Annotated in this window: 23 protein-coding genes; 11 read left to right on the plus strand and 12 right to left on the minus strand. The window is 70.5% G+C overall.

From position 1 onward, the window contains the following. Positions 1-2: 2 nt before the first annotated feature. Positions 3-1,211 carry an MFS transporter gene (locus OG439_RS07135; RefSeq protein ID WP_326948563.1) on the minus strand — a complete coding sequence of 403 codons (1,209 nt, stop codon included), beginning with the start codon at positions 1,209-1,211 and terminating at the stop codon, positions 3-5. Positions 1,212-1,439: 228 nt separating this feature from the next. Here OG439_RS07135 and OG439_RS07140 point away from each other — a divergent pair, with 228 nt between their 5' ends. Further along, positions 1,440-2,282 carry a 1-aminocyclopropane-1-carboxylate deaminase/D-cysteine desulfhydrase gene (locus tag OG439_RS07140; protein ID WP_326948564.1) on the plus strand — a complete coding sequence of 281 codons (843 nt, stop codon included), beginning with the start codon at positions 1,440-1,442 and terminating at the stop codon, positions 2,280-2,282. A gap of 1 nt (position 2,283) precedes the next feature. On the opposite strand, the gene OG439_RS07145 is transcribed toward OG439_RS07140, so the two are convergent. Then, entirely contained in the window at positions 2,284-3,279 is a 996-nt protein-coding gene (locus OG439_RS07145; protein ID WP_326948565.1) for a LacI family DNA-binding transcriptional regulator, read from the minus strand. Positions 3,280-3,423: 144 nt separating this feature from the next. Here OG439_RS07145 and OG439_RS07150 point away from each other — a divergent pair, with 144 nt between their 5' ends. Together OG439_RS07150 and OG439_RS07155 are read left to right on the plus strand one after the other, a co-directional pair. After that, positions 3,424-5,082, plus strand: coding sequence for a peptide-N4-asparagine amidase (locus tag OG439_RS07150; RefSeq protein ID WP_326948566.1), 1,659 nt, complete (start codon positions 3,424-3,426; stop codon positions 5,080-5,082). Positions 5,083-5,135: 53 nt separating this feature from the next. After that, positions 5,136-6,413, plus strand: coding sequence for a cytochrome P450 (locus tag OG439_RS07155; RefSeq protein ID WP_326948567.1), 1,278 nt, complete (start codon positions 5,136-5,138; stop codon positions 6,411-6,413). Between the two features lie 63 nt (positions 6,414-6,476). On the opposite strand, the gene OG439_RS07160 is transcribed toward OG439_RS07155, so the two are convergent. From OG439_RS07160 to OG439_RS07170, 3 genes are all read right to left on the minus strand, one after another. Continuing rightward, on the minus strand, positions 6,477-6,788 hold the full coding sequence (locus OG439_RS07160; RefSeq protein ID WP_326948568.1) for a hypothetical protein: 312 nt from the start codon (positions 6,786-6,788) through the stop codon (positions 6,477-6,479). A 481-nt stretch (positions 6,789-7,269) separates the two neighbouring features. Beyond that, complete coding sequence (locus tag OG439_RS07165) at positions 7,270-7,896, minus strand: alpha-ketoglutarate-dependent dioxygenase AlkB (RefSeq protein WP_247050490.1); 627 nt, start codon at positions 7,894-7,896, stop codon at positions 7,270-7,272. A gap of 43 nt (positions 7,897-7,939) precedes the next feature. Then, the gene (locus OG439_RS07170) at positions 7,940-8,515 is read right to left on the minus strand and encodes a dihydrofolate reductase family protein (protein ID WP_247050492.1); all 576 of its coding nucleotides are present in this window, start codon (positions 8,513-8,515) and stop codon (positions 7,940-7,942) included. A gap of 217 nt (positions 8,516-8,732) precedes the next feature. Between OG439_RS07170 and OG439_RS07175 the strand changes: the two genes are divergently transcribed. Continuing rightward, complete coding sequence (locus OG439_RS07175) at positions 8,733-9,335, plus strand: hypothetical protein (protein ID WP_371827507.1); 603 nt, start codon at positions 8,733-8,735, stop codon at positions 9,333-9,335. Positions 9,336-9,389: 54 nt separating this feature from the next. Here the strand turns inward: OG439_RS07175 and OG439_RS07180 are convergent, their stop codons facing one another. From OG439_RS07180 to OG439_RS07190, 3 genes are all read right to left on the minus strand, one after another. Continuing rightward, a complete protein-coding gene (locus OG439_RS07180) occupies positions 9,390-9,602 on the minus strand; it encodes a hypothetical protein (RefSeq protein ID WP_326948569.1) in 213 nt (70 codons plus the stop codon). Between the two features lie 275 nt (positions 9,603-9,877). Beyond that, positions 9,878-10,513 carry a response regulator transcription factor gene (locus OG439_RS07185; RefSeq protein ID WP_326948570.1) on the minus strand — a complete coding sequence of 212 codons (636 nt, stop codon included), beginning with the start codon at positions 10,511-10,513 and terminating at the stop codon, positions 9,878-9,880. Further along, complete coding sequence (locus tag OG439_RS07190; protein ID WP_326948571.1) at positions 10,510-11,709, minus strand: sensor histidine kinase; 1,200 nt, start codon at positions 11,707-11,709, stop codon at positions 10,510-10,512. The genes OG439_RS07185 and OG439_RS07190 overlap by 4 nt, the downstream gene beginning before the upstream one ends. 166 nt (positions 11,710-11,875) lie before the next feature. Here OG439_RS07190 and OG439_RS07195 point away from each other — a divergent pair, with 166 nt between their 5' ends. Continuing rightward, the gene (locus tag OG439_RS07195; protein ID WP_326948572.1) at positions 11,876-12,958 is read left to right on the plus strand and encodes an ABC transporter permease; all 1,083 of its coding nucleotides are present in this window, start codon (positions 11,876-11,878) and stop codon (positions 12,956-12,958) included. After that, positions 12,955-13,644, plus strand: a complete 690-nt coding sequence (locus OG439_RS07200) for an ABC transporter ATP-binding protein (RefSeq protein ID WP_326948573.1) — start codon at positions 12,955-12,957, stop codon at positions 13,642-13,644. The genes OG439_RS07195 and OG439_RS07200 overlap by 4 nt, the downstream gene beginning before the upstream one ends. A 395-nt stretch (positions 13,645-14,039) precedes the next feature. Here OG439_RS07200 and OG439_RS07205 read toward each other — a convergent pair whose 3' ends face one another. After that, complete coding sequence (locus tag OG439_RS07205; protein ID WP_442792287.1) at positions 14,040-15,272, minus strand: cytochrome P450 family protein; 1,233 nt, start codon at positions 15,270-15,272, stop codon at positions 14,040-14,042. Between the two features lie 903 nt (positions 15,273-16,175). On the opposite strand from OG439_RS07205, the gene OG439_RS07210 reads away from it, so the two are divergent. The 4 genes from OG439_RS07210 (at position 16,176) to OG439_RS07225 (ending at position 19,432) form a co-directional block, all read left to right on the plus strand. Continuing rightward, positions 16,176-17,432: a hypothetical protein gene (locus OG439_RS07210; protein WP_442792288.1), complete on the plus strand. Its 1,257-nt coding sequence runs from the start codon at positions 16,176-16,178 to the stop codon at positions 17,430-17,432. Positions 17,433-17,523: 91 nt separating this feature from the next. Then, positions 17,524-18,315, plus strand: coding sequence for a hypothetical protein (locus tag OG439_RS07215; RefSeq protein WP_326948575.1), 792 nt, complete (start codon positions 17,524-17,526; stop codon positions 18,313-18,315). After that, complete coding sequence (locus OG439_RS07220; RefSeq protein ID WP_326948576.1) at positions 18,312-19,133, plus strand: hypothetical protein; 822 nt, start codon at positions 18,312-18,314, stop codon at positions 19,131-19,133. The genes OG439_RS07215 and OG439_RS07220 overlap by 4 nt, the downstream gene beginning before the upstream one ends. Next, entirely contained in the window at positions 19,130-19,432 is a 303-nt protein-coding gene (locus OG439_RS07225) for a hypothetical protein (RefSeq protein ID WP_326948577.1), read from the plus strand. Before OG439_RS07220 ends, OG439_RS07225 begins: the two co-directional genes overlap by 4 nt. Before the next feature lie 145 nt (positions 19,433-19,577). Here the strand turns inward: OG439_RS07225 and OG439_RS07230 are convergent, their stop codons facing one another. Together OG439_RS07230 and OG439_RS07235 are read right to left on the minus strand one after the other, a co-directional pair. Continuing rightward, positions 19,578-19,979, minus strand: coding sequence for a hypothetical protein (locus OG439_RS07230; RefSeq protein WP_326948578.1), 402 nt, complete (start codon positions 19,977-19,979; stop codon positions 19,578-19,580). 307 nt (positions 19,980-20,286) lie between these two features. Further along, the gene (locus OG439_RS07235; protein WP_326948579.1) at positions 20,287-20,811 is read right to left on the minus strand and encodes a hypothetical protein; all 525 of its coding nucleotides are present in this window, start codon (positions 20,809-20,811) and stop codon (positions 20,287-20,289) included. A 196-nt stretch (positions 20,812-21,007) separates the two neighbouring features. Between OG439_RS07235 and OG439_RS07240 the strand changes: the two genes are divergently transcribed. Further along, entirely contained in the window at positions 21,008-24,661 is a 3,654-nt protein-coding gene (locus OG439_RS07240) for an nSTAND1 domain-containing NTPase (protein ID WP_326948580.1), read from the plus strand. Between the two features lie 289 nt (positions 24,662-24,950). Here the strand turns inward: OG439_RS07240 and OG439_RS07245 are convergent, their stop codons facing one another. Then, complete coding sequence (locus tag OG439_RS07245) at positions 24,951-25,448, minus strand: N-acetyltransferase (RefSeq protein WP_326948581.1); 498 nt, start codon at positions 25,446-25,448, stop codon at positions 24,951-24,953. Positions 25,449-25,555 lie beyond the last annotated feature (107 nt).

Consider the following 25,555-nt stretch of genomic DNA (forward strand, 5'->3'; position numbering starts at 1 on the left):
TCTCAGGCCGCCGCCGCCGCGAGTTCTTCGGTGCGGCGGAAGGCCTCCGGCGACAGCTGGAACCACACGAGGACCGCGCTCATCGCCTGGATCGCCGCGACCATCACCCACACCCCGCGCAGGCTCCAGTGGGCCGCGACCAGACCGCCGGTCAACGCGCCCAGCGGCGTCAGGCCCCAGGCCAGCGCGCGGTGGCTCGTCAGCACCCGGCCCAGCAGCGGGGCCGGCGTGAAACGCTGGCGGCTCGACTGCGAACAGACGTTCCAGACCAGCACCGTCGAGGTCATGAACACCAGCACCGCCCCGATCAGCGGCGGCCACGGCGGCAGCACGGCCAGCAGCAGCGGCGACACCGCGCCCAGGCCCTGCGCGAGCCGCATCGACCACGAGTAGCCGAGCCGGTCGACGATCCGCTGCACCACGAACGACGACAGCACCCAGCCGACCGCGAGACACGCCAGCAGCAGCCCGTACCCGACCGAGCCGACGTGCAGGATCTGCGTCGCGTACAGCACCAGCATGGAGCTGCTGGCACTCGCGGCGAACGAGCCCAGCGCGACGTTGATCGTGATCGACCGCAGCAGCGGCGTCCGGACCAGGTGGGTGAGCCCGGCCGAGAGGTCACGCAGCGGGTGCGTCCGCGCGGCGACGATCGACTCGGACGGGATCCGTCGCGCCAGTACCAGCGCGACCAGCGCGAACGCGGCGGCCAGCCACGCGGGCGCCCCGGTGCCGACGGCGATCAGGAACCCGGTCGCCGGCGGCACGATGAACTGCACCACGCCCCGGTCGATCACCGTCAGCCGCGCGTTGGCGTGGGCCAGCCGGTCGGGCGCGACCAGTTCGGGCACGAGCGCGCCGCTCGCGCCGTCGCCGAGCACCTGCGCGGAGGTGATGACGAACGCGATGACGAGCAGCGCGGGCAGCGTCAGCGCCCCGGCCGTGGTGATCGCGCCCAGCACCAGCGCGGTCCCGACCTGCACGGCGTACGCCCAGGCGAGCACGGTGGTCCGCCGGACGCGGTCGATGAGCACCCCGGCGAACAGCGACAACAGCAGCCACGGCGCCTGCCCGAAGACGTTGACCAGCGACACCTCGCGCGGATCGGTGGTGATCGACACGGCCAGCAGGGGCAGCGCCGCCAGCAACAGTCCCTCACAGGCCGAACCGGACACCGCGACGGCCTGCAGCCGCACCCATCTGCTGGTCATGATCGTTACCTTGCCTAACGATCGCGCCCGACCCAAGCGATTTACGCTCTAGGCGCTGCCGGAGTGAGTCTGCTCGATGGGCTTCGTGATCCAGGTGGTTCCTGACGGTGCGGGCGGGTCGCCCTCGTACCGGGGTTGTACTCGGGCGGGCCGCCCGTGCCGTCAGGGGCCGCCTGGGCGCGAAGACCGCGAGCGTGACTTGCTCCGGTAGTGCCTAGGCTGATCACCGTGGATCAGCTCCGGGTGCCATCGCCGCTGGTCGAGCTGCGGGAACCCGGCCTCGGCGTGCGCGTCTTCCTCAAGCGCGACGACCTGATCCACCCCGAGCTGCCCGGCAACAAGTGGCGCAAGCTCAAGCACAACCTCCGCGACGCGGCCGGCGCGAAGAGGCTGCTGACGTTCGGCGGCGCCTACTCCAACCACCTGCTCGCCACGGCCGCCGCCGGGCACCACTTCGGCTTCGAGACGATCGGCGTCGTGCGTGGTGAGGAGCACCGGCCACTCAACGACGTCCTGGCCGCGGCCGTCGCCCACGGCATGGCGCTGACCTACCTCGACCGCACGGCGTACCGCGCGAAGACCGAGGCACTGCCCGCCTTGCGCCGCCGGTGGGGCGAGTTCTTCCTCATCCCGGAAGGCGGCGCGAACCCGGCGGGCGTGCGCGGCTGCGCGGAGCTGGTCGCCGAGATCGACGTCCCGTTCGACGTCGTCGCCTGCTCGTGCGGCACCGGCACGACGCTGGCCGGGATCGCCGCCGCCCTCGCACCCGGGCAGCGCGCCCTCGGCTTCTCCGCGCTGAAAGGCGGCTTCCTCGACGCCGACGTCACGCGCCTGCAGACCGAGACCTACGGCGGCCGTCGCGGGGACTGGTCGATCGACGCGGACTTCGCGTTCGGCGGCTTCGCGCGTCGCGCGCCGGACCTCGACGCGTTCATCGACGGTTTCGAGGCCCGGCACGGCCTTCGGCTCAACTGGGTCTACGAAGCGAAGATGGTGTACGGCCTCTTGGAGCGGATCCGCCGTGGCGGCTTCGCGCCCGGGACGACGATCGTTGCCGTCGTCGCCGGGTAGGTCAGCGGCGCACGCGGGTCGACTCGCGGACGACCAGCTCCGGGGTGAACACCACGGCCTGCCGTTCCGTCTTCGTGTCCGCCGTCTCGGCCAGCAGCAGCTCCGCCGCGGTGCGCCCGAGGCGTTGCGCCGGCTGCCGGACCGACGTCAGCGGGACCGCCGCCGCGCCGGCGAACTCGATGTCGTCGTAGCCGACGATCGCCATCTCCTCCGGGACGCGCACGCCCGCGCCCACCATCGCCTGCAGCACGCCCAGCGCGAGCAGGTCGTTGGCGCAGAACACCGCCGTCGGCCGGGGACTCATGCCGAGCAGCCGGGAACCCGCGTCGCGCCCCGATGCGACGTCCAGGCCGAGCCCCTCCAGCACCGTCAGCTCCGCCGCCGAACTCCCCAGCACCGAGTGAACACCCTGCTCGCGGTCGCGGCACTGGGCGAGGATGGCCGGGCCGTTGACGAACGCGATCCGCTCGTGGCCGGTCTCCAGCAGGTGCCGGGCGCCGAGCGCGCCGCCGGCGATGTCGTCCACCGCCACCGAACTCGCTTCGGACGTCGGGGCCTTGCGGTCGACGAAGACGTACGGCGTGCCACTGCGCCGGAACGCGTGCAGCGCCTCGCTCGTCGCCCCGACCGGGCTCAGCAGCACCCCGCGGACCCGCTGCTCGGCGAACATCGCCAGGTACGACGCTTCGAGGTCGGAGCGCTGCCCGCTGTTGCAGGTGATGATGTTGAGGCCTTCGGCGTGCGCGGCCTGCTCGGCCCCGCGGGCGACGTCGACGAAGAACGGGTTCCCGAGGTCCAGCACCAGCAGCCCCATGATCCGGCTGCTGCCGGCGCGCAGCTGCCGCGCGGACTCGTCGCGGACGTACCCGAGCTCTTCGATGACCGAGAGCACCCGGTTGCGGGTGGCGGTCGCGACCACGTGCGGCCGGTTGACCACATTGGACACCGTGCCGATCGAGACGCCGGCCTGCTTGGCGACGTCCTTGATGCCGACCACCGAACCCCCTCGCTGAGAAAGGGTCAGCCTAGCACGCGGATGAAACGTTTCAGCGAATGTCTCACCCCGGTCATTTCCCACCGTTCGTCGCATGATCGCGGTACTAGGATTCGTCTCGCGTTCCTGCCACTGGGAGGAGTCCGGGTGCGGATCTTCACGATCGTCCTGTCGCTGGTGCTGATGACCGGGATGTCGGGGGTCGCCTCGGCCGATCCCGTCCTCGAGCACGACACCGACGATCCCGTGCCGGCGGCGCCCGCGGTGACGCGGCCGGACACGCAGCACTGCACCGTCACGCTCGCCGACGCCTTCCGCTCCAACGCCGCCGACGGCACCTCGCAGTTCTACCAAGGAACGCTCACGCCGCCGAAGGCGTGCGCCGGGCCGTGGGCGAAGGTCGTGATGGACCAGACCGTCACCGTCAGCGGGCGGCAGTACGACCGGATCGGCGACCTGAAGATCGGCGACGCCGAGGTCTGGTGGGGGACCACCGAAGAACCCAGCGGCGAGGGCAACCGCCCGATCACCTACCACTTCGACAAGGACCTCACGCCGTACGCCGCGCTGCTGCGCACCCCGCAGCCCTTCCGTGGCGGCATCGAGAACTTCACCTCCGACGTCTACACCGGCGTCTACGCCCAGACCGTCACGCTCACCTACTACCGCGCCGACCGGAAGCACCCGGCGCCCGACGTCGCCGACCACGTCGCCGGGATGGGCCACGCCGACGCGACCCCCGCGGCGCCGACCGTCCACTTCACCGCGAAGGACCTGCCGCGCAACATCACCCGCGCGCAGCTCGAGGTGACGCTCGAAGGCCACGCCTGCGACGAGCAGTGGTTCGACGACGTCCCCGACGAGGTCTCGGCGAAGTACCCGGCGGCGGGGATGTGCGGCCACGGGCCCTACCGCGAGGCGAACTTCGCGATCGACGGGACGGCCGCCGGCTCGGCGTTCACCTTCCCGCACATCTACTCCGGCGGCATCGTCCCGCAGCTGTGGCGGCCGATCGTGGCGATCGACACGTTCAGCCTGCACGCCGAGACCTACGACGTCACGCCGTTCGTGGGCAGGCTCGTCGACGGCGGCGCGCACGACCTGTCGTTCACCGTGCCGGACATCGGCGGCGAATGGACGGTCGTGCCCACCTTGCTGCTCTACACCGACGACCACGCCGCGCGGACGTCCGGCGCGCTCACCCAGGACGACGTCGCGGCGGCGCCGGTCCGGCAGACGACGGTGAAGGACATCGCCGGCGGCGTCAACGCGACGGTCACCGCGAAGCGCCGCGACGTCACCGCGGGCTACGTCGACACGTCGGCGGGGCGCGTTTACACCCGCGTCGAGCGCACCCGCGACTACCGCAACAGCGACGACGTCACCGGCGGCGGCTTCACCCAGCACGTCGTCCAGGCCGACGCGGGCCAGCAGACCTCGACGTCCACTGTGGACGGCCGGGTGCGGACTGCGGACCGGCACACCTGGTCCTACCCGCTGACCACCGACGCCACCGCGAACATCACCGACGACCAGAACCTGCGGATCTCCGGCGCCGCCGAGATGACCAAGATCCTCGGCGACCTGACCGGCGACGGCCGGTCGTGGCGCCCGGTGCGGGCGTCGCGGGAGTGGCTGTCCGCGTCCGGCGTGCTGGCGCGCACGAACGGCGTCAACACCGAGGCGGACGGGCAGTCCAAGACGCTCTACACGGGAGCCGACGACGCGGGCCGGCCGTACCTGCACTACATCGCCAGCCAACACGGACGGATCACCGAAAACCGGGAGCTACCGCCGCGAAGGTGAACCCCGTCTCGCTGCCGCTCACCCGATCGGGCTAGTGGGGTACTGTCGGAGACATGGGGAGTCTCCGCTCACGGGTCCTGGGCTGGGTCGGCCGACGCTACCTCGCGCGGCAGTCGAAAAAGGGCTTCGACCTCGAGAAGATGTCGTCCTTCCTGCCGGATTCGGCGCTGCTGCCGCTCAAGCGCGAGGGTCTCGACCCGGTCGCCGAGCTGGCCGCGACCCGGGCCGAGGCCCCGATCAGCAAGCTCGACCTGCCGTTCGGGATGAACGCCTGGCTGGTCACGGGGTACGACGAGGCGAAGGCCGTCCTCGGCAAGGTGACCGGGTTCTCCAGCGACTTCACCAACCTGGTGGGCAGCGCCGGGGTGACCGAGGACCAGAACCCGGGCGGCCTCGGGTTCGCGGACCCGCCGGTGCACACCCGGCTGCGCAAGCTGCTCACGCCCGAGTTCACCATGCGCCGGCTGAGCAGGCTGACCCCGCGCATCGACGAGATCGTCGCCGAGCAGCTCGACGCGATGGCCGCCACCGACGGCCCGGTCGATCTGTGGCAGGCGTTCGCGCTGCCGATCCCGTCGCTCACCATCTGCGAGCTGCTCGGCGTGTCCTACGAGGACCGCGAGGACTTCCAGCGGCTCAGCACCGCCCGTTTCGACCTGTTCGGCGGCGCCAGCGCGTCGCTCGGCGCGATGACGGAGTCGCTGACCTACCTGCTCGACATCGTGAAGAAGCAGCGCGAAGAGCCGGGCGACGGCCTGCTCGGCATGCTGATCAAGGAACACGGCGACGAGATCTCCGACCGCGAGCTGGCCGGGCTCGCCGACGGCGTGCTCACCGGCGGCCTGGAGACCACGGCGAGCATGCTCGCCCTGGGCGCGCTGGTGCTGCTGCGCGACGAGAAGGCGTTCGACGCCGTCCGTGGCGACGACGAGTCCGTGCACCGTTTCGTCGAGGAGCTGCTGCGCTACCTGACGGTCGTCCAGATGGCGTTCCCACGGTTCGCCAAGCAGGACATGGAGATCGGCGGCGTCCACATAGCCGAGGGCGACATCGTGCTGGTGTCGCTGTCGGTCGCGGACCGCGACCCGAAGCTGGGCCCGGACATGGAGAAGTTCGACGCCACCCGCGAGCCGACATCGCACTTGGCGTTCAGCTACGGCATCCACCGCTGCATCGGCGCCGAGCTGGCCCGGATGGAGCTGCGCACGGCGTACCCCGCCCTGGTGCGCCGGTTCCCGAACCTGCGCCTGGCCGTGCCGGCCGAGGAGCTGGCGTTCCGCAAGGTGTCCATTGTGTACGGGCTGGACGAACTCCCGGTCCTGGTGGACTGAGCCCCTGCCCGCCCGTCCTTTGTGGATCGTGCCGGCCGCCGGGGGCTCGGATGGTCGCCGCCGTCAGGTCCAGTTGCCCTCGGTGGGGCGGGTGTCGGGTACGTCCGGGTCGTACTCGAACGGGATGGCGACCAAGCCGGCGAAGGTGAAGGCCAGGCAGTTGCCGTGTTCGAGGCAGCGCCGGGCTTTCCAGCCGAGCAGCGCCGCCGACCCGCGGATGACGGTGATCGGCCAGGGGCCCAGGACCGGAGAGAAGATCCAGATCCAGTCACCGACCTTGGCCGTGGCATCGGCGATCTTCGCCGTCTCCTCCCTGGTGCACTTGACCTCCATGTAGCCGGACCTGGGCGTGGTCCCGTAGTGAATGTGCGGCACGGTCACCCTCCCTCGACGCTCCGGAGCGCTCGCCCGGGCAGTCTCCGAGCCGGCCGGGCTCGTTACGGTCCACGGCGGATCGACACCCGCATCGTGCCGAACCGAGCCGCCGCCGGCTGTCGGCGAGCGCCTCGGGGTCGGGTGGTCGAGGCCATGGCACACGCACAGGTTGTCGCGGAGGCGAGTCGCGCGACACCGTGCGAAGCGACCAGGCCATGGCACGCGACCAAGCCGCTGCGGAGACGTGGTTGTGAGTCGGGCGAGACCGTGTGGGGCGACCCAGGCCACGGCACGCGCTCAGGCCGCCGCTGAGGCGTGGATGCGGATCGCGCGACACCACGCGGCGGTATCCGCGGCCCGGAAAACCTCGCCTCCGTAAGAGCATCAGTCCTGCATCGGGCTCGCTCAGCCGAGCGAGGCGCGCGTTGCGACCCCCCCGGCGGCCTCCCCCGGGAGGGTGGCAGTGAGGCCGACAGGACCCTCAGTTCACCCCGCGCGGCCGGAACTGCACGCTGATCCGCGGCCCGACCGGCTTGGCCGTCTTCGGGATCGAGTGCTCCCACGTGCGCTGGCAGCTGCCGCCCATCACCAGGAGGTCGCCGTGGCCCAGTGGGCGTGCCAGGGTCTTGCCGCCGCCTCCGCGTGGGCGTAGTGCCAGGGTGCGGGCCGCGCCGACCGAGAGGATCGCGATCATCGTGTCCTCGCGGGCGCCGCGGCCGATGCGGTCGCCGTGCCAGGCCACGCTGTCCCGGCCGTCGCGGTAGTAACACAAGCCCGACGTGCGGAACGGCTCGCGCAGCTCGCGCAGGTAGTGCTTGCTCAGCGCGTCCCGCGCCGCGGTGAGCGCGGGGTGGGGGAGCGGCACGTTCTCGCGGTAGTAGCTCAGCAGCCGCGGCACGGCGACGACCCGGTCGTACATCTTGCGCTTTTCGGCCTGCCACGGCACGCCTTCGACGAGCGCGGCGAAGAGCTCGTCAGCACCCTCGAGCCAGCCGGGCTGGATGTCCACCCACGCGCCCGCCCCGAGGTCGGTCCGCTCCGGGGCGAGCGGGCGCAGCGAAATCGAGCCCTGGGTGCCGAACAGCGAAGACTGGAGACCCGGGTTCATGACCTCACCTTACACCAAGATCGAACACCTGTTCTAGTGAATCTCAGTGCGCGACGTCGTAGACGAGCTTCTGGACGCCGTTGCCGTAGGCCTCGCTGCTGACCAGCTTGAGGTTCTGCTTGTCCTTGTCGGTCCCGCTGAACAGCCGCTTGCCCGCGCCGAGCAGGACCGGGAACACCAGCAGGTGGTAGCGGTCGATCAGGCCGGCGTCGGCCAGCGCCTGGTTCAGCGCGGCGCTGCCGTTGACGATGATCGGCCCGCCCTCGGTCTCCTTGAGCGCGGCGACGTCGGCCAGCGAGCGGAGGATGGTGGTCTCGCCCCAGTTCGTCACCAGGTCGGACTCCTGCAGCGTGGTCGACACGACGTACTTCGGCATCGCGTTGTAGCCGGCGAACTCGACGGTCATCCCCGGCCACACCGGCGCGAACGCCTGGTAGCTGACCCGGCCCAGCAGCAGGGCGGTGGCTTCCTCCTGCTCACTGCCCTTGATCTCGTAGGCGGCGGGGTCGAACTCGACGTCCTTGAAGGTCCAGCCCGAGTTGCGGTAGCCGGGCTCGCCGCCGGGTCCTTCGACGACGCCGTCGAGCGAGACGAACGAGGTGGAGATCAGGGTGCGCATGCGGTGCTCCTCGGGGTTCCGATCTTGCTTCTGCCAGTGTGTCGAACGGCGGACGCCGGATTCGACAAGCCGCGCCCGAAAACTTCCGACGCACCCTTCCGGGTGGAAGTGGGTCTTGTCCGCGGGCCGCCCGGGCTCGTACAGTCTTCCTCAGCCGGGCAAAGGTCTGAACCTGTGACCGGTCACCGCCGCCTCTCGTCACACAGGAGGTTGGACGGTGCGCAGACTTCGCGGTGCGGGAGTGCTCGTGACGGTCGCGGCGGGGCTGGCGGTGCTCGCCCCGACGGCGGAAGCCCAGGTCGGAGGCGGTACGTGGACCTCGGACTCGCCGGGCTACAAGACCCAGAACGTCGGCTGCGGCTCGACGTCCGGGCTCACCTTCAAGCTCACCTGCTCCAGCAGCAGCGGTGAGCAGCGGGCGGAACGCCGTTACGACACCTACACGGGCGGCACCCACCAGTTCGAGGGCTCCTTCAAGATCACCAGCATGACCGGCACCCGGATCAGTCTCAAGCAGACCTTCCGGGACGGCTCGGACTCCGGGCCGTACTTCCTGCTGGCGGTCGAGAAGGGCGGCCGGATGTACGCCGTGGAGGGCGGGGCGACGCTGGGCAGCGGCGCGACCGTCGGCACGTCGGTGAAGGTCAACACGATCAACCAGGTGGGCAGCTCGCACAAGGTGTACCTGAACGGCTCGCTGAAGCAGACGATCTCGAGCCCGAGCGGCAGCTACTACGACAAGTTCGGCAGCTACCGGACCTCGAGCGGCGCGGGCCCGATCACGGTGACGTGGAGCGGCGTCAAGTTCTGGCACAAGTAGGCGAAATGGGGCCTGAACTGCTGTTTTGTAGTTGTTGATCTGGTCGGGCCGTCGCTAGGCCGTCTCGGGATCTTCAAGCCGTGCCGCCCCGGTGTGGCGTGGCTTGAAGATCCCGTCGGCTGCTTCGCGCGCCCGGCGGTGGCTCGACGGGACCGAGTGGGTGTAGATCCGGAGCGTGTAGCCCGGGTCGTGGTGACCGAGGTACTCGGCAAGCTCCTTGGCCGACACCCCCGACGCCAGTGCGATCGATGCGTAGAAGTGCCTCATGCCGTGCATCCCGTCCCGTCGCCTAACGTAGTCGAGCTTGGCTGGTTCGAGCGGCGGCAGTTTCGCGGTGCGCGGTCGTCGTGCTCCGCGACCAGGAGCTGTTCCGCGGGCGAGGACGTTATCGATCACCTGAAGGAAGCCACAGTGCCACGCTTGGCGTCCGCTGTCTGCTCCAGGCCTGCGGCTTCGGCCACGTGCTCATCGAGCTGCTCGCGGTCGTCGCCGCACACCATCGCTCGGTTCGGTGACCACCTCCCTGCGGCGGCCGGCGCGACTCAGCGGCGGAGGATGCCCAGGGCCACGGCGGTGGCGACGGCCGCCGTGCGTGAGTCGACGGCGAGCTTGGTGTAGATGCGGGCCAGGTGGGATTTGATGGTGCCTTCGGTGAGGTGGAGGCGGGCGGCGACGGCCTGGTTGGACAGGCCGTCGGCGACCAGGGCGAGGACCTCGGTCTCGCGGCGGGTCAGCGCGGTGCCGGGGACGCGCAGCCGGGCCATCAGCCGCTCGGCGACCGACGGGGCGAGGGTGGTGCGGCCCGCGGCCGCGGTGCGGACGGCGGCGGCCAGCTCGTCCGGCGGGGCGTCCTTGAGGAGGTAGCCGGTGGCGCCGGCTTCGATGGCGGGCAGCGTGTCGGCGTCGGAGTCGTAGGTGGTGACGACCACGACCCGCGGCGCGCCCGGCCGGGCGGTGATCGCGGCGGTGGCCTCGGCGCCGCCCATGCCCGCGCCGAACTGCAGGTCCATCAGTACGACGTCGATGTCGCCCGCGGCGGCGCGGGCGACCGCGGCCTCGGCGGTGGCGGCTTCGGCGACCACGACCATGCCGGGCTCGGTCTCCAACACGGCCCGCAGCCCGGCCCGGACGACGGGGTGGTCGTCGGCCAGCAGGAGCCGGATGGGCGTGCCGGTCACCGGGGTGCCTCGGGGTCGGTGTGGGGGAAGGGAAGCCGGGCCAGGAGGGTGGTGCCGTGGCCGTGGGCGGACTCGACGGTGAACTCGCCGCCGAGCGAGGCCAGCCGGGCGCGCATCGCCGCCAAGCCGAAGCCACCGCTTTCGGGAGCGTCAGCGGGGTCGAAGCCCGTCCCGTCGTCGGCGACTTCGAGGGTGACGTCGTCGCGGCCGTAGCCGAGGGTGACGTCGACGGAGCCGGCGCGCGCGTGCTGGACGGTGTTCGCGAGTGCGGACTGGGCGACCCGCAACAGGGCGACGTCGTGCGCGGTCGGCAGGGGGACCGCGACGCCGCCGAGGTGGCAGCGCGCCGTGATCGGGTGGCGCGCGGAAGTGGTGGCGCACAGCCGTTCCAGCGCGCCGCCGAGGGTCGTGCCGTCCAGCGCGGGCGGGACGAGCGCGGCGACGAACCGGCGCGCTTCGGCGAGGTTGTCCACAGCGGCCTGGCGGGCCTGGACGACGTACCGGGCGGCGTGCTCCGGGGTGGCGGGCAGGGCCCGTTCGGCGGCGCGCAGCAGCAGCTGGATGCTGGAGAGCCCCTGGGCCAGGGTGTCGTGGATCTCGCGGGCCAGCCGCTCCCGCTCGGCCAGCACGCCGGCCGCGTGCTGCACCTCGGCGAGGTCGGCGCGGGTCGCCGTGAGCTCGGCGATCAGCTCGCGACGTCGATCGCTCTCGCGGTACAGGGTCTGGTACCCCCGGACGACGGCGACGGCCACGGCGGCGCCGAGAGCCGGGCCGATCACCGCGGCCGGAGTGAAGCCGCCTTGGTGGACGGCGAACGCGGTGATCGCCGCCGCCGCGGTGGCGGTCACGGCGGAAAGTCCCGCGGCGCGGGGGAGCAGGTGGAGCTGGAGGAAGTACAGGGGAAAGGCGACCCAGACCCCGTCGGCGGCGAAGACCAGCAGCACCAGCCAAGCGACGCCGACCGCGGCCAGCCACCCGGCCGCCGCCCAGCGGGAGCGGCGGATCACCGGCAGCAGCGGGCCGATCGCGTACACCAGAGCGCACACCGAAGCCGCGGCGACGGTCGCCCCGGCGGAGGCATGGTCACCCGTCACCGCCCGGACGGCGGCCAGCGCGAGCAGGCCGACGATCAGCAGGTGCAGGCACCAGGCGAGGGCCTGGGTCGTCGGGGTCGGCGGCGGAGTGGTCGTGTGCACGGTCCGCCCAGCCTAAGCGAGCCGGCGCCGGGGCGCCTCTGTCGAAAGGTACAACCGGCGTGGCGCCTTCCGGCTCGTGAAGTGCCGTCCTGCGCGCGATGCCGCGGAACGTCCCGGGAGGCGACGGTGGAGGCACATCGCTTCCGTCGTGAAAGGACAGTCTCCTGTGTTCGTCGCCTGGAGGGACCTGAAGTTCGCCAAGGGGCGGTTCGCCTTGATGGGGACCGTGGTCGTGCTGATCACCCTGCTGGTCGGCTTGCTGTCCGGCCTCACCGCCGGCCTGGGGCAACAGAACGTCTCGGCGATCACGGGGCTGCCCGCCGACATGATCGTGTTCGGCGGTGGCGGGGAGAAGCTCTCGTACGCCGATTCGGCCGTCACCGCCGGGCAGCAGCGGCAGTGGGCCGCCACCCCGGGTGTCGCCGCGGCCGAACCGCTGGGTATCACGACGGTCAAGGCCGCCGCCGGCGGCAAGAGCACCGGCGTTTCCGCCTTCGGCGTCGAGCCCGGTTCCGGTCTCGCGCCGGACAGCGGAAAGCTCGACGACGGCTCGGTGGTGCTGTCCGGGCCGGCGGCCGACGCCCTGGGCCTGCACCCCGGCGACCACGTCACGCTCAGCGGCCACGAGCTGGCCGTAACCGCGGTGGGGGGCGACGCCTCGTTCAGTCACCTGCCGGTGATCTGGACGAGCCTCGGGACCTGGCGGACGCTGGTGCCGCCCGCCGGCGACGTGACCGCGACCGTCCTCGCGCTGACCACGTCGTCCGATGTGGACACTGTGGACACCGCGGCCGCAGATCGCGCGGCGGGCACGAGGACGGTGGCGACCGGCGACTCGCTGTCCGCGATCGGGTCCTACACCTCCGAAAACGGTTCGCTGCAGCTGATGCGCGGCTTCCTGTTCGTCATCTCCGCCCTCGTCGTCGGGGCGTTCTTCACCGTGTGGACCATCCAGCGCAGCGGGGACGTCGCGATCCTCAAGGCACTCGGCGCCGGCACCGCCACGCTCGTGAAGGACGCCCTCGGCCAGGCGGTCGTCCTCCTGGCCGGCGGCACGCTGATCGGTACCGGCCTCGCGGTGGGCTTCGGCGCCGCCCTCGCCGGTTCCGCCGTACCGTTCCGGCTCGACCCGGGCACGGTGCTGGTCCCCGCGGCCGTGCTGATCGCCCTGGGCGCGCTCGGCGCCGTCCTCGCCGTCCGCCGCATCACCTCCGTCGACCCGCTGACCGCCCTGGGGAGTGCGCGATGAGCCTCGACCTGTCCGATGTCACCTTGACCTACCCCGACGGCGACTCCCGCCTGACCGTGCTCGACCGGGTCAGCCTCCACGTGCCCGCCGGCACCGTGACCGCCGTGCTCGGGCCGTCCGGCTCCGGCAAGTCCAGCCTCCTCGCGGTCGCGGCCACGCTGATCACCCCGGACACCGGCACGGTCGTCGTCGACGGCGTCGCCACCGCAGGGCTGTCCCGGGGCGAGCTGGCTGCGCTGCGCCGCCGCAAGGTCGGCATCGTCTTTCAGCAGCCGAACCTGCTGCCGTCGCTCACCGCCGCAGAGCAGCTGGAGGTGCTGGCGAGGCTCGACGGCCGGTCACCGGCACAGGCCCGCGAACGGGCCGCGGACCTGCTGGCCGCCGTCGGGCTGAGCGACCTGGCGGGGCGGCGTCCCCACCAGCTCTCCGGCGGTCAGCGGCAGCGCGTCAACGTCGCTCGCGCGCTGGTGAACACCCCGGGTGTGCTGCTGGTCGACGAGCCAACCAGCGCGCTGGACCACGACCGGGGCGCCGCGATCGTCGACCTGATCACCCGGCTCACCCACCAGCAGGCGACGGCCACCGTGCTGGTCACCCACGACCGCGGCCACCTCACCGCGGTCGACCGGATCGCCGAAGTCCGCGACGGACGCCTGGCCGTCCCCGCGGCCGAGAACGCCGGCTGATGTCGGCCCCGGTGCGTCAGAGCCGGGTCGCTCTGTGCGGGTTCGCGCCGGTCACCCGGTCGGCACGCCCGCCTGTTCCTGTTCCATGTTTCGGCGTAGGGCGGCCACGGCGGTGGCCAGCTGGTCCAGCGACCGCGCCGACAGAGGGCCGGAGAGCCAGCGCCGCAAGCCGTCGTCGAAGGTGAGGGTGGTAGGGGTCAGCAGCTTGGCGTTGCTCTTTGGTGTGCGGCGCGTAGCGTGCGGGCGCGGTGGAGGCGGGCTCCAGCAGATCGGGTAAGACGGCAGGCAGCCGGCCGGACAACGGCTCGTCCGCGGTAGCGGTGTCGCGGAGCTCGAACCGAGGGATGAACCGGACACGCTCGGGCCGCGCCCGCGGTGGAGGGCCGGTTCCGGTGTCATCGAGGTGCGGGCCGGAGGTGGACGGGCAGGCTGGTGTGTCCGTTGGACAGGAACGTGGGCAGGGTGGTCAGTTTCTCCGGTGGCACGGCGAGGGACAGCTCCGGGAAGCGGTCGAACAGCGCCGGGAGCGCCACCTCGGCTTCGAGCCGGGCCAGCGGCGCGCCCGGGCAGCGGTGCACGCCGTAGCCGAAGGTGAGGTGTGGTGCGGCCGCGCGGGTGATGTCGAACTCGTCGGCGGTGTCGCCGTGCTGGGCGGGGTCGCGCCCGGCGGCGCCGAAGCCGACCAGGATCGCGTCGCCGCGCCGGATCATCGTGCCGTCCACCTCGATGTCCTCGACCGCGTACCGCAGCGGCGTGTACGGGATCGGCGCCTGCCAGCGCAGCGTCTCCTCCACCACGGCGGTCCAGGACCGTCGCCCGGACCGGACCAGGGCGAGCTGATCAGGGTGGGTCAGCAGCGCGGTGATGGCGTGGTCGAGCAGGTTCACGGTGGTCTCGTGGCCGGCGGTCATCATCAGCATCAGCGTGTCGACGAGCTCGGTTTCGGTCAGCGCGCCGTCCCGGTCGTCGCGCGCGGCGATCAGGGCGCTGGTCAGGTCGTCGGCGGGCGCGGCGCGCTTCTGCGCGATCAGGTCGGTGAACAGGGCGTACGCCACCGCCACGTTCGCCTGCGCCTGTTGCGCGGTGATCGCGCTGTCGAAGAAGCCGTCTACTACTTCGCGGATCCCGGCCTGTTTGTCGCCCGGGACGCCGAACAGCCGGCAGATGACCTCGATCGGCAGCGGGTAGGCGTACCGTGCCCGCAGGTCGACGGGCGTATCACCGGGATCTGCCTCGATGGCGTCGAGCAGGTCCCGGGTGATTTCTTCGACTTTCGGGCGGAGCGCCTCGGTGCGGCGGGCCGTGAAGGCGGCGGCCGTCAGGGAGCGCAGCCGCCGGTGGTCGGCGCCGTAGGCGGTGAACATGTTCCGGATCGACACCCAGATCCGCAGCGGCCAGTCTTCGGCGATTTCCCCGTTAGTGAACGCGGGCCAGTGCTTCACCGCGTCTTTGGATACCCGGGGGTCGGCCAGCAGCCGACGCAGGACGTCGTTGCCGGTAGCAGCCCAGGCCGGAACGCCGCCGGGCAGTTCGATCCGGGTGACCTGACCCCGTTCCCGCAGCCGGGCGCCTTCGGCGTGCACGTCGAAGGCGTTGACGTCGAGCGTGATCGGCTGTTCCACTCTCATTCTCCCCCCGCCGGTTCTCGCATGAACCCGGCCGAACTCGGATACGGGATACTGGCTGCGGATCAGTGCGTGTCCAGGATGCAGATCACGGTCACTCCCTTGCGAACCGGTGTTTCCGGCGTTGCCGCGGACCGCGACCGTGCCGCCGCCGACTCACGGGTTGCCGTAGAACGGCGCGGCGGCGAATGAGCCGCAGTTGTTCCGAGACTCTGTTCCAAGACTCGCCTCAAGGCGCGACCCCACCGGTGGGATTCACTGAACAAAGTGCATTTAGACCCCGCACTGCAGTGATCCAGCACGTAGCCTTCCGGTTTCCCGTTATGGTTTCACCCCCCAACGATCGCCCGGAAGACAGCATTAATAATTGTGCCACCGCGAGGACTCGGCTCGCGTGCCCTCAACGAGTGAAATGACGCGCGACCGGCTCTAATCTGCCATCCCAGTGAAGTCACCCGCGTGGGGGATATTGGCGCCCGGATCAGGTGAACGATGGGTGACCAATGCGGTTTCTCGACGGGGCAGTCCGAGTTTCCGCCCGCCCCAGCTACCGTGCGGAGCAAGCTGCAGGGAACTCTCTCTGTGCTGGGCGTTCACGCCGTCGGATCCTTCGCTCAAGCGCGGTGCCGACGTCAGGTCCGCGCTCTACACCAGCGCGGCCGGTTCGGACGGCGCTTTCACCCCGTCGTTCGACCACCCTTCGGTCCGCGGTGACCTGGTGTTGTCCACCGACGCCTCCGGTCCCCAGACCGGTGAGCTGCGGACGTACGACCCGTACGGCCGGCCGCTCAAGACGGACGGCGCGGTCGACCCGCAGAACGTGCCGGACAACTCGCCTGGCTCGATGGACTACGGCTGGCTCGGTGAACACCAGCGGGCCTACGAGCACGCCTGTGGCCTGTTTTGGTGCAGATGGGCGCCCGGCCGTACAGCCCGCTGCTGGGCCGGTTCCTTTCGGTCGACCCGGTCGAAGGCGGCGCCGACGCCGCGACCGCGTCCCGGACGTTCGGCTACGACCCGAGCGAGCGGATGACCTCGACCGCTACCTCCGAGGCCGGAGTGACCGGGCATTCCGACCACCAGGCGGCGTCCAGCGAAACGTTCACCTACAACGACCGCGGCGCGTTGCTCACGGCGAGCGGTTCGGCCGGGGCGTCGTCGTTCGCTTACAACACCGACGGGCTGATGGCGTCGCGTGTGGACGCGGCGGGTACGACGTCGTACGGCTACGACAGCGCCGATCGGCTCTCGAGTATCACCGACGCGGCTACCGGCGGTTCGCAGACGTTGAGCTACAACGCGCTCAACCAGGTCAGTGGCGTGAAGTACGGCACTGGCAACGCACGGACGTTCGGCTACGACGGTCTGCACCGGCTGACCGGCGACGCGCTGACGACGGCAGGGGGAGCGTCGATCGCGTCGGTCGGCTACGGCTACGACGCGAACGACAACCTCACGTCGAAGACGACCGCGGGCTTCGCCGGGTCGGCGGCCAACACCTACACCTACGACGCGCGCAACGAGCTGACCTCCGACGGTTCGAACACCTATAGCTACAGCGCCCGTGGCACCCTGCGGGAGCGGGCGTCCACGACCGGCACCCTCGTGTCCGCGTCGGACGCCTTCGGGCAGATGATCGTGCAGGGCACGCAGAACTTCGGGTACGACGGACTGGGCCGGAACCTGACCGACACCACGATCGCGTCGGGCGCGACGACGGCGTTCTCGTTCTCGGGCCTCGGCAACATGATCGCTTCGGACGGCACGTCGACCTACAGCCGCGATCCCGGTGGCGGACTGGTCGGCGTCGCCTCCGGCGGCACCGGGGCGTTCGCGTTCGTGGACCAGCACACCGATGTCGTCGGGACGTTCACCGCCACCGGGTTCTCGCTGATGCGCTCGAAAGGATGGATGTCAATTCCCTCGCGGGTTGTAGCGAGCGGGTGTTCGACGCCCTGTACCTGGTCGACAGTGAATACAGTCATCAGGTGGAAAGCGGCCTCGCCAAGCTGGAGGACCGTTCGTGGTGGCGGGATGCTCACAAGCTCGCTGACGAGGGCGCCGGCGCTCTCGCTGTGGCGGCTACGGAAGCAGTTTCGTGCGCTGAGCTTGTCCGGTCAACCTGTATCGACCTCAACCTGCAGATCCGACGGCGAGCCCTGAAACGCCTGGGCGCCACGAGGGCCCGATAACCTAGGTTCGCGCCAACCTTTCGGTGCGTTCGTGCGTGTACTCCTCGAGGCGAGGGGGAGACGTGGAAGGACCGACGAAGGCCGAGGTCGGAGCGGCCAGGAAGTGGCTGGCTAAGCGCGGCGTCACAGTGGCCGAGCCGAGGACGCTGCTGGCGCTGCGGCTGGGCGCCCGCCGCGGCGCGCGGCCGCCGGGGTACTGGGCGTGGGCGGTCGTGCTGATCGTGGTGGTGGTGCTCGCGGGCATTGTCCTGCAGTTCCTGGCGCTCTGGCTCCACACGCCCCTGGGCAGTGTGCTCTTCGTGGGCAACGCCAGCGGGTTGCTGCTCGTCCGGAGCTCAGTACGGCGGGCCGACCGCCGGGCCGCGGCCTGGCTGGGCGACCGGCGCCTGGACGTGCCACGGCCGTCGTGGCGGAAGTCGCTGGGCGGCTGGTACCTGGCGTCGTTGGTGATCACGTTCGGCGGAGGCGCTCTCCTGGCCGTCGTGATGTGCGTGACGACGTCGCAGTGGGTCTGGGCGGTGGGCTGGCTCGCCCTGCTCGCATTCGGGGCGGCGGTGGTGGCGGTGGTCCTCATCGGCGTGCTCCGGCGACCGGTCATCGCCGAGGACGAGACGTCGCTTGTGATCGACGGCGTGGTGCGGGCCGAAGACCCGTTGCTCGCCATGCCCGCGCTGTTCTCGCTCCCGGTGCTCTTCGACGTCCTGACGTCGGGCTCGCAGCCGCACGAGTTCACACTGTGGCTCGTCGGCTACGTCGTCCTCGCCTACGCGACCATGCTCATCGGCCTCTACACGCAATACCGGCGCCGGAAGCTCCCGGCGGGCGACTACGGCACCTTGGCGGTGGCCAGATGATCATGGTGACCGCCGCGGAGCAGGACGTGGCCCGGCGGTGGCTGGCCAGGCGCGGCCAACCGGTCGGCCGGCCGACACCGCTGGTGACGGCACTGATCGCGACGCGACTGCCGTTTCAAGGCCGTCGTTTCTGGCGCTTCATCGTCTACGCGGTGGTCGCCGCGGCCGCGGCGAGGGTGTATTCGCTGCCGTTCGAGCCCTGGATGACCGGGATCTTCCAGGGCTACTTCGTCTACTTCGCGCTCGGACTCTCGTTCAGCGACGGCATTCGCCTGCGGGAGCGGGAACTGCGTGAGGAGGTGCCGTCGACGCACGCGCCGGATCCATGGTGGCGAGTGCTGGGCGGCTGGTACATCGCGGCTCTCGTGCTCGCCTTCGCCGGCGGGGCCGGGCTCGCCGGTGCCATCTACTTCACGACGTCGGCCCGGACGTACGCGGTGAACTGGCTGGTTCTTCTCGTCCTGAGCGCGCTTTACGCCGGCTGGGTGCTGGCCGGCGTGCTCCGCCGGCCGCTGGTCGCCGAAGACGCCACGTCCCTGGCCGTCGCCCGGGCGATGCGGACGGAGCACCTCGTCGTCGGAACGCCGGTGCTGGTGGTCTTCCCGCTGGTATCGGACCTGCTGCTGGGGAACCGCCGGCCGCCGGCGTTCACGTCTTGGGTGGCCGGCTACGTCGTGGCGGTCGTGATCCTCCAGGTGGTCAGCTGCTTTGTGAACTTGCGCCGGCACCGCACTCTGCCACCGGGCCACTACGGCACACCGCCGGTCCACGACCCGGGCACTCCGGTCGACTGGTCACCGCCGAGGGAGGCCCGATGATCGACGTGACGTCGGCGGAGGAAGGGCCCGCGCTGAGGTGGCCGGCGCGGCGTGGCCCGCGAGTTGGGGCGGCCACGCCGCAGCTGACCGCGCTGTTCGCCGTGAGACGGCCGATGTGTAACTGCGGTTTGGGTGCTATGGCGCCGAGACATGCGACGAAGTCTCCATCGGCGAGCGAGGTCGGCTTCGGCGTGCACCAAGAGCGCCAGCACCCCGCTGGCCGGGTGCGGCACGAACGCGAGTACATCACCACCGCGAGTTCGACCGCGAAGACTGCGGTTCGCAACGTCGTGGCGTGAGTGCCGGTGCTGGAGAGGGGCGGTGGTCTCTTCGCTGGCGGCGAAGGGCACCGCCCCGGTTGGGTTCCGACCTGAGTCAGCCGTGTTCGGCGGAACGTTGGCGCGGCGATATCATCGACCCGTCGTTGGTGATTGCCGTAGCCGGTTACGACCAGTCTGTGCAGCCGGTATTGCAGCCGCGGGTGACGAAGCTCTTGACGTGAGTGAAGGTCCCGCTGGTGGTGAACAGGGTGGCGATCGGGCCGTCGAGTCGTGCCTGAGCGAACGCTTCGCCGGATTGCGCGGTGATCCTCCACGTACCGTTGTAAGCACCCCTGCCGTCGGATGTCCACGTCCGGCACACGGTGATCGATCCGCCTCCCGGCGGATTGTGGGTGCGGCACGCGCTCCCTGCCGGCGTCTGAACAGAGTTCCCTGTTGCCGACGCGGCAGTGGTTGTGCCGGCCAAGGTCATGGCCAACCCGACGACGGCGCCGACGACTGCCGTCTCCCTGGCCACGCGCATACTTGCCGCGACGGCACCGGACTTGCTGATCACTGACCGCATCCGGCTTCCTCCCTTCAGATCCACGGCTCTGAGCCGCGTGGTCAACCGACTACACCGAGCTCGACGTGTCGAGGGCTGTTCAGCGAGCGAAGCCGGCTGCATTCCTGTCGTACCCGCCCGCAGGTCGATCCGGTCGTTTACCGAGGTGGTCCCGAAGGGCAACCGGAGCCCCCTCGACTCCGGTTGCCCTTCTCGGTAGCGCTCATGGGTTGTCCGGAACCGGACAGGTCCGCTCTCACAGGATTTGCCGCTGACCTGCGGAAAGTTGCTGGGGCTGGTTGCGCCAGTCCAGGCCCGGCTCGGGCGGTTACGTGACGGCGAGCGACCGTGCCCGGTTGTTCCAGTTCCCGCTGGCGAAGCAGGTCCTCATGTCAGGACAGTTGACGCCCTTGGTGACGTGATTGCCGTGGAACCCGGTCTGGTCGTAGAAGGTGACCAGGCACGTTGAACCGGGCAGGATCACGAACGAGCTGATGTCCTTGTCCACGGTGGCGCCGGTGTCGAAGTAGTCGTTGCTCAGGTCGCCGTCGGACGCCTCGTTGGGGGTGAGGCTGTCGTCGCAGTAGGCCCGGCCGTAGGCGCTGTAGTAGTTCTTGTACCCACCGGTGTAGTTGACATCGTCGAACACGGTGAGTAGCGGGGAGACGGCGACGGCCTTCTGGTAGGACGCCAGCGCCTGCTCGGAGGCGAAGCACGTCGCCGGCCCGCCCTCCAGGGCTTGGAGGCAGTAGTCCCCCTGTGGAGCCGGCTGTGCGCTGGCCGGGGTCACGCTCGCCAGCGTGAAACTGACGACCAGGGCGACGATCGCGCCGGCGAAACGCTTCAGTCGCATCGCTCGGACCTTGCTTCTCAAAGAATTCTCCTCGGAAGTGGGCGTTTCTGACTCTGCTGCTGCAGCAATTCGCGGATCACTGTGATCCGGAGGCGAGTCAACCGGCCAAATGGTTGATAAGCAATGGTCAGCGCGGTGCTTATCAATTCTTGCGCGCCGATCGTGCCTCTGCGAGGCTGGTCGCGGAGGGGGAGGCATGGGACGCCGGGAAAGAAAGCTGGACCCCGACGCGGGTCCGACGCAAGAGTTCGCTGCTGAGTTGCGGGAACTGCGGCAACGCGCCGGAAGTCCGACGTACCGGGCAATGGCTGCCCATTCGGGCTATTCCGCGCCCGCGCTGTCGCAGGCCGCCGCCGGGGTGCGGCTGCCGTCTCTTGCGGTGACGCTGGCCTACGTCGCCGCGTGTGGTGAGGACGTCCACGAGTGGGAGGCGCGTTGGCGGGAGGCGGCGCGTGATGCGGCCGCCCAGCCCGTCGATGACGGTGCCGAGGAGCCGCCGTACCTCGGTCTGGCCCGGTTCGAAACCGAGGACCACGACCGGTTCTTCGGGCGGGACCGCCTCATTGGCGAGCTGGCGGACCTGCTGGGCGACAGCTGCATCGTGGCTCTCGTCGGCGCGTCCGGAAGTGGGAAGTCGTCCGTGCTGCGCGCCGGCCTGCTGCCCCGGCTGCGCGACGAAGACCCGCCGCGGTTCGGCGAGATCCGGGTGATCACCCCCGGCCCGCACCCCATGGCGGAGCTCGCCCGGATCCCGGCATCGCAGGGGGAGACTTTGCTGGTCGTGGACCAGTTCGAGGAGGTGTTCACCCTCTGCACGGATCCGGCGGAGCGCAGCGCTTTCCTCGGTGCGCTGCCGGCCATGGCCGCCCGGACGGAGCACCCGCTGCGGGTCGTCATCGCGATCCGGGCCGACTTCTACGGGCGGTGCGCGGAAGACCGGGCCTTGGCCGAAGCGGTGGGCCGGGCGCACATCCTGGTCGGCCCGCTCACCGCGGACGAACTGCGGGACGTGATCGTGAAACCTGCGGCGGTGGCGGGGCTGGTCGTCGAGCGCGCGTTGACCACGCGATTGATCGAGGAAGTCCTGAACCGGCCGGGCGGTCTGCCGCTGCTGTCGCATGTGCTGCTCGAAACCTGGCGTCGCCGACGTGGCCGCACGCTGTCCCTCGAGGGGTACGCCGCCTCGGGCGGGCTGCACGGCGCGATGGCGCAGACCGCCGACAGCGTCCACGATAGCTTCACCGCGCAGCAGCAGGTGCTCGCGCAGCGGATCCTGCTGCGCCTCGTCGCGCCGGACGACGGTACCCGTCGGCCCGCCGACCGCGCCGAGCTCGTCACCACGCCGCTGCCGCACGACGACACCGAAGTCGTCCTCGCGAGATTGGTCGCGGCCCGGTTGATCACGCTCGACGGCGACACGGCCGAACTGGCCCACGAAGCGCTGATCACCTCGTGGCCGCGGCTGGCGGACTGGATCGACGAGAACCACGAGTGGCTGCGCGTCCACCGCGAGCTGACCGGAGCCGCCCGCCGCTGGGAAGAACTGGACCACGACCACGGCGCGCTGTACCGCGGTGCCCGGCTGACGGTCGCTCGCGAGTGGACCGAGCACGGTGGCCGGGCCGCGGATCTCAACCCGGTCGAGCGCGCGTTCGTCGACGCCAGCGTCGAGGCGACCGACCGCGAGCGCACGGCTTCGGTGCGCAGCCAGCGCCGCATCCGGTACCTCGCGATCGGGTTGGCGGTGGCGTTGTTCGCGGCCGTCGGGGTCGGGGTGACGGCGATCGGCCAGTACCAGGAAGCCGTGGCCGCCGGCAAGGTCTCGCTCTCCCGCCAGCTGGCCGCGGAAGCGCTCGGGCTGGCGGACTCCCGGCCCGGCACGGCGATGCTGCTCGGTGTGGAGGCGTTCCGCGCCGCGCCGACCCCCGAGGCCCGCGGCGCGCTGCTCAGCGTGGCGAATCGCCAGGCTTACCAGGCGGAGTTCACCGGGCACAGCGACGCGATCAGCAAGGTCGCCTTCAGCCCGGCCGACGACACGATCGCCACCGTGAGCAAGGACCGGACGCTCGTGCTGTGGGACCGCGTGCACCACACCCGCCGCGCCGTGTACCGCGACCACCCTGCTTGGCTGCGCGCCGTCGCCTTCAGCGGAGACGGCAAGACCCTGGCCACCGGAGGCGATGACGGGAAAGTGATGCTCTGGGACGTCGGGCTGGGCAGGCCGGTCGCCACGCTGACCGGGCACGCGAAGCGGGTCGACGACATCGCCTTCGGGCCCGACGGGCACACCGTCGCCTCGGCAGGTGCGGACGGCACCGTCATCGTCTGGGACCTGGACCGCCGCACTGAGCGCTTCCGGCTGATCGGGCACACCGGCGCGGTACAGGCGGTCGCATTCAGCCCCGACGGGCGAACCCTCGCCACCGGGGGTGCCGACGGCACGATCGGCCTCTGGTCGGCCGGCACCGGAGCGAGGACAGCCGTCCTGACCGGGCACACCCGTTCGGTCGATGATGTCGCGTTCAGCCCTGACGGCCGGACGCTCGCGTCGGCCAGCCCGGACCTGAGCGTCCGGCTGTGGGACGTGACCAGGCATGTCGCGCCGGCCACGTTGAGCGGGCACACCGGTGAAGTCCGGACGGTCGCCTTCAGCCCGGACGGGACCACACTCGCTTCCGCCGGGCACGATTACCAGGTCATCCTGTGGGACGTGCGGACGCGGCAGGCGCGTGCCCACCTGACCGGGCACACCGACAACATCTATTCGGTCGCCTTCCACCCGCGGCTCCCGCTGCTGGCCTCCGCCGACGAGGACGGGCGGATGATCCTCTGGGACACCACGCGCGTACCGCCGGCCGGTGACACGGGCCCGGTCAACGCGGTTGCCTACAACCCGGACGGGAAGACCCTGGCCACCGGCGGAGAGGACCGGAGCGTCCGGTTGCAGACCCCGCACCGCGGTGCCGGGACTGCCGTCATCACCGGGCTGCGAGGGCCGGTCAACGCTGTCGCTTACAGCCCGGACGGCCGGACCATGGTGATCGGCGGGGGTACGGCCGTACAGAGCACGGGCCGCCTCGACGAGATGCTGACGGTCTGGGACGTCACGAACCGGCTGGCGCCGGTGCAGATCGGGGAGCTGCGCGGACACACCGACCGGATCAAGACCGTGGCCTTCAGCCCCGACGGGCAGTTGCTGGCCAGCGCGGGCAGCGACGAATCCGTGAAGGTGTGGGACCTCCGGCGCCGGGCGGAGGTGCTCAGCCTCGACGCGGGCGGCACGCTCAACACCGTCGCGTTCAGCCCGGACGGCCGGACGCTGATGTCGCTCTCCGGCAACAACCGGACCGCGACGCTGTGGAGCGTCCCCGACGGCGCCCGGGTGGCGACGCTGACCCACGACGGAGTGGTCAGCAAGGCCGCGTTCAGCCCCGACGGCCGGACGCTCGCCGTGACGTCCATCGACCGCACCCTGACCCTGTGGGACGTGCCGAGCCGGACGCGCACCGCGACGCTGAGGCACAGCGAAACGCTGACGGGCGTCGCTTACAGCCACGACGGGAGGATGCTCGCGACGGGCGATGCCAAGGGGACGACTGTTCTGTGGGACGTGGCCACGCGCACGAGGCTGGCCACGCTCACCGGGCACCACGGGGCGATCACTTCGGTCGCGTTCAGCCCCGATGATCGTGAGGTGACCAGCAGCAGCCTGACCGGCGAGGTCATCACCTGGACCACTGATCCGGAGGAGGCGATCGCTCAGATCTGCGGTGCGTTGAAGCGCAACCTGACTACGGAGGAGCTGGCGCAGTTCTTCACTCGGGCGCCGGAGCACGAGACGTGCGGGTAATGGCCGAGTACGGCCCCCTGCTACCCACGCGACCGAGTCGGCGACAGGAAACCGTTCCCAAGCTGCCGGTGATCGCGACGTGGATATGTGTTCGAACACGCGCCTGAGAGCTTGTCGCCATCCCCGCTTACGCCTGCGGTGTCGAGCGACAGCCTAGTTGACCAATGCGACACGCAACTTGACCACGCTTGGCCCTTACGTCAGGGATTCCGGCCCTAGCTCGACTCCGCCACACAAACGATGAGAGGAACTTCAAAAGGGACACGATCCAGCTGTCGCTTCGGACGTGTCATGAGACGGGCGGCAGCGCGAGCCAATCCTGCCAGGCAATGTCGCGACCCAGAAAGCGGGGCCGGCGGAAGGGCCAGTCGGCGGCGATCCACCGCGGCACCAGCGCGTCGAGCGCACGCTCCACGTCGCTGCCGGCGAGGTCGTCCACCACCCACCACGCCACCTCGCCGTCGGAACCGGTGCGCTCGGGCGGGTCGATGTATACGCAGCCGAGGATCGCGGTCTCCTCTTCGTCCAGCAGTGCGTAGTTGAACGACTGATGCGCGGCTATCTCCTTCTCGTGCCGCAACAGGTCGAGGCGGTCCTCCTCGTACGTCATCGTCTCCCTGGGCCAAGACCAGGCCGGGCCGAAGATTCCCCACAAGCGCTCCCGGGAGCCCATCACGGCAGGGTAATCGAGAGCGGTGTCCGTCTCCCGGATCGGCCGCAGGTGAAGCCCGGTGTCGAGCACGGGCGTGTAGACGGGGTGGACGAAATCGTCAGGCAGCCAGCTCATAGCAGCCGACGCTACACACCTGGCCACCGTGGCATCCGCGTGATCATCCTTCAACGGGCCGATCAGATCCTGCCCGAGGCATCATCAGCCGTAGATCGTGATCACGG

It is taken from the genome of Amycolatopsis sp. NBC_01307, from assembly GCF_035975215.1.
In the GTDB taxonomy this organism is placed as follows: domain Bacteria; phylum Actinomycetota; class Actinomycetes; order Mycobacteriales; family Pseudonocardiaceae; genus Amycolatopsis.

Coding starts and splice junctions, on each gene's coding strand:
- OG439_RS07240 (WP_326948580.1), top strand. CDS start 21,008: ATGGGACGCCGGGAAAGAAAGCTGGACCCCGACGCGGGTCCGACGCAA.
- OG439_RS07230 (WP_326948578.1), bottom strand. CDS start 19,979: ATGCGGTCAGTGATCAGCAAGTCCGGTGCCGTCGCGGCAAGTATGCGC.
- OG439_RS07165 (WP_247050490.1), bottom strand. CDS start 7,896: ATGAACCCGGGTCTCCAGTCTTCGCTGTTCGGCACCCAGGGCTCGATT.
- OG439_RS07220 (WP_326948576.1), top strand. CDS start 18,312: ATGATCATGGTGACCGCCGCGGAGCAGGACGTGGCCCGGCGGTGGCTG.
- OG439_RS07225 (WP_326948577.1), top strand. CDS start 19,130: ATGATCGACGTGACGTCGGCGGAGGAAGGGCCCGCGCTGAGGTGGCCG.
- OG439_RS07135 (WP_326948563.1), bottom strand. CDS start 1,211: ATGACCAGCAGATGGGTGCGGCTGCAGGCCGTCGCGGTGTCCGGTTCG.
- OG439_RS07170 (WP_247050492.1), bottom strand. CDS start 8,515: ATGCGCACCCTGATCTCCACCTCGTTCGTCTCGCTCGACGGCGTCGTC.
- OG439_RS07200 (WP_326948573.1), top strand. CDS start 12,955: ATGAGCCTCGACCTGTCCGATGTCACCTTGACCTACCCCGACGGCGAC.
- OG439_RS07205 (WP_442792287.1), bottom strand. CDS start 15,272: ATGAGAGTGGAACAGCCGATCACGCTCGACGTCAACGCCTTCGACGTG.
- OG439_RS07235 (WP_326948579.1), bottom strand. CDS start 20,811: ATGCGACTGAAGCGTTTCGCCGGCGCGATCGTCGCCCTGGTCGTCAGT.
- OG439_RS07155 (WP_326948567.1), top strand. CDS start 5,136: ATGGGGAGTCTCCGCTCACGGGTCCTGGGCTGGGTCGGCCGACGCTAC.
- OG439_RS07245 (WP_326948581.1), bottom strand. CDS start 25,448: ATGAGCTGGCTGCCTGACGATTTCGTCCACCCCGTCTACACGCCCGTG.
- OG439_RS07180 (WP_326948569.1), bottom strand. CDS start 9,602: ATGAGGCACTTCTACGCATCGATCGCACTGGCGTCGGGGGTGTCGGCC.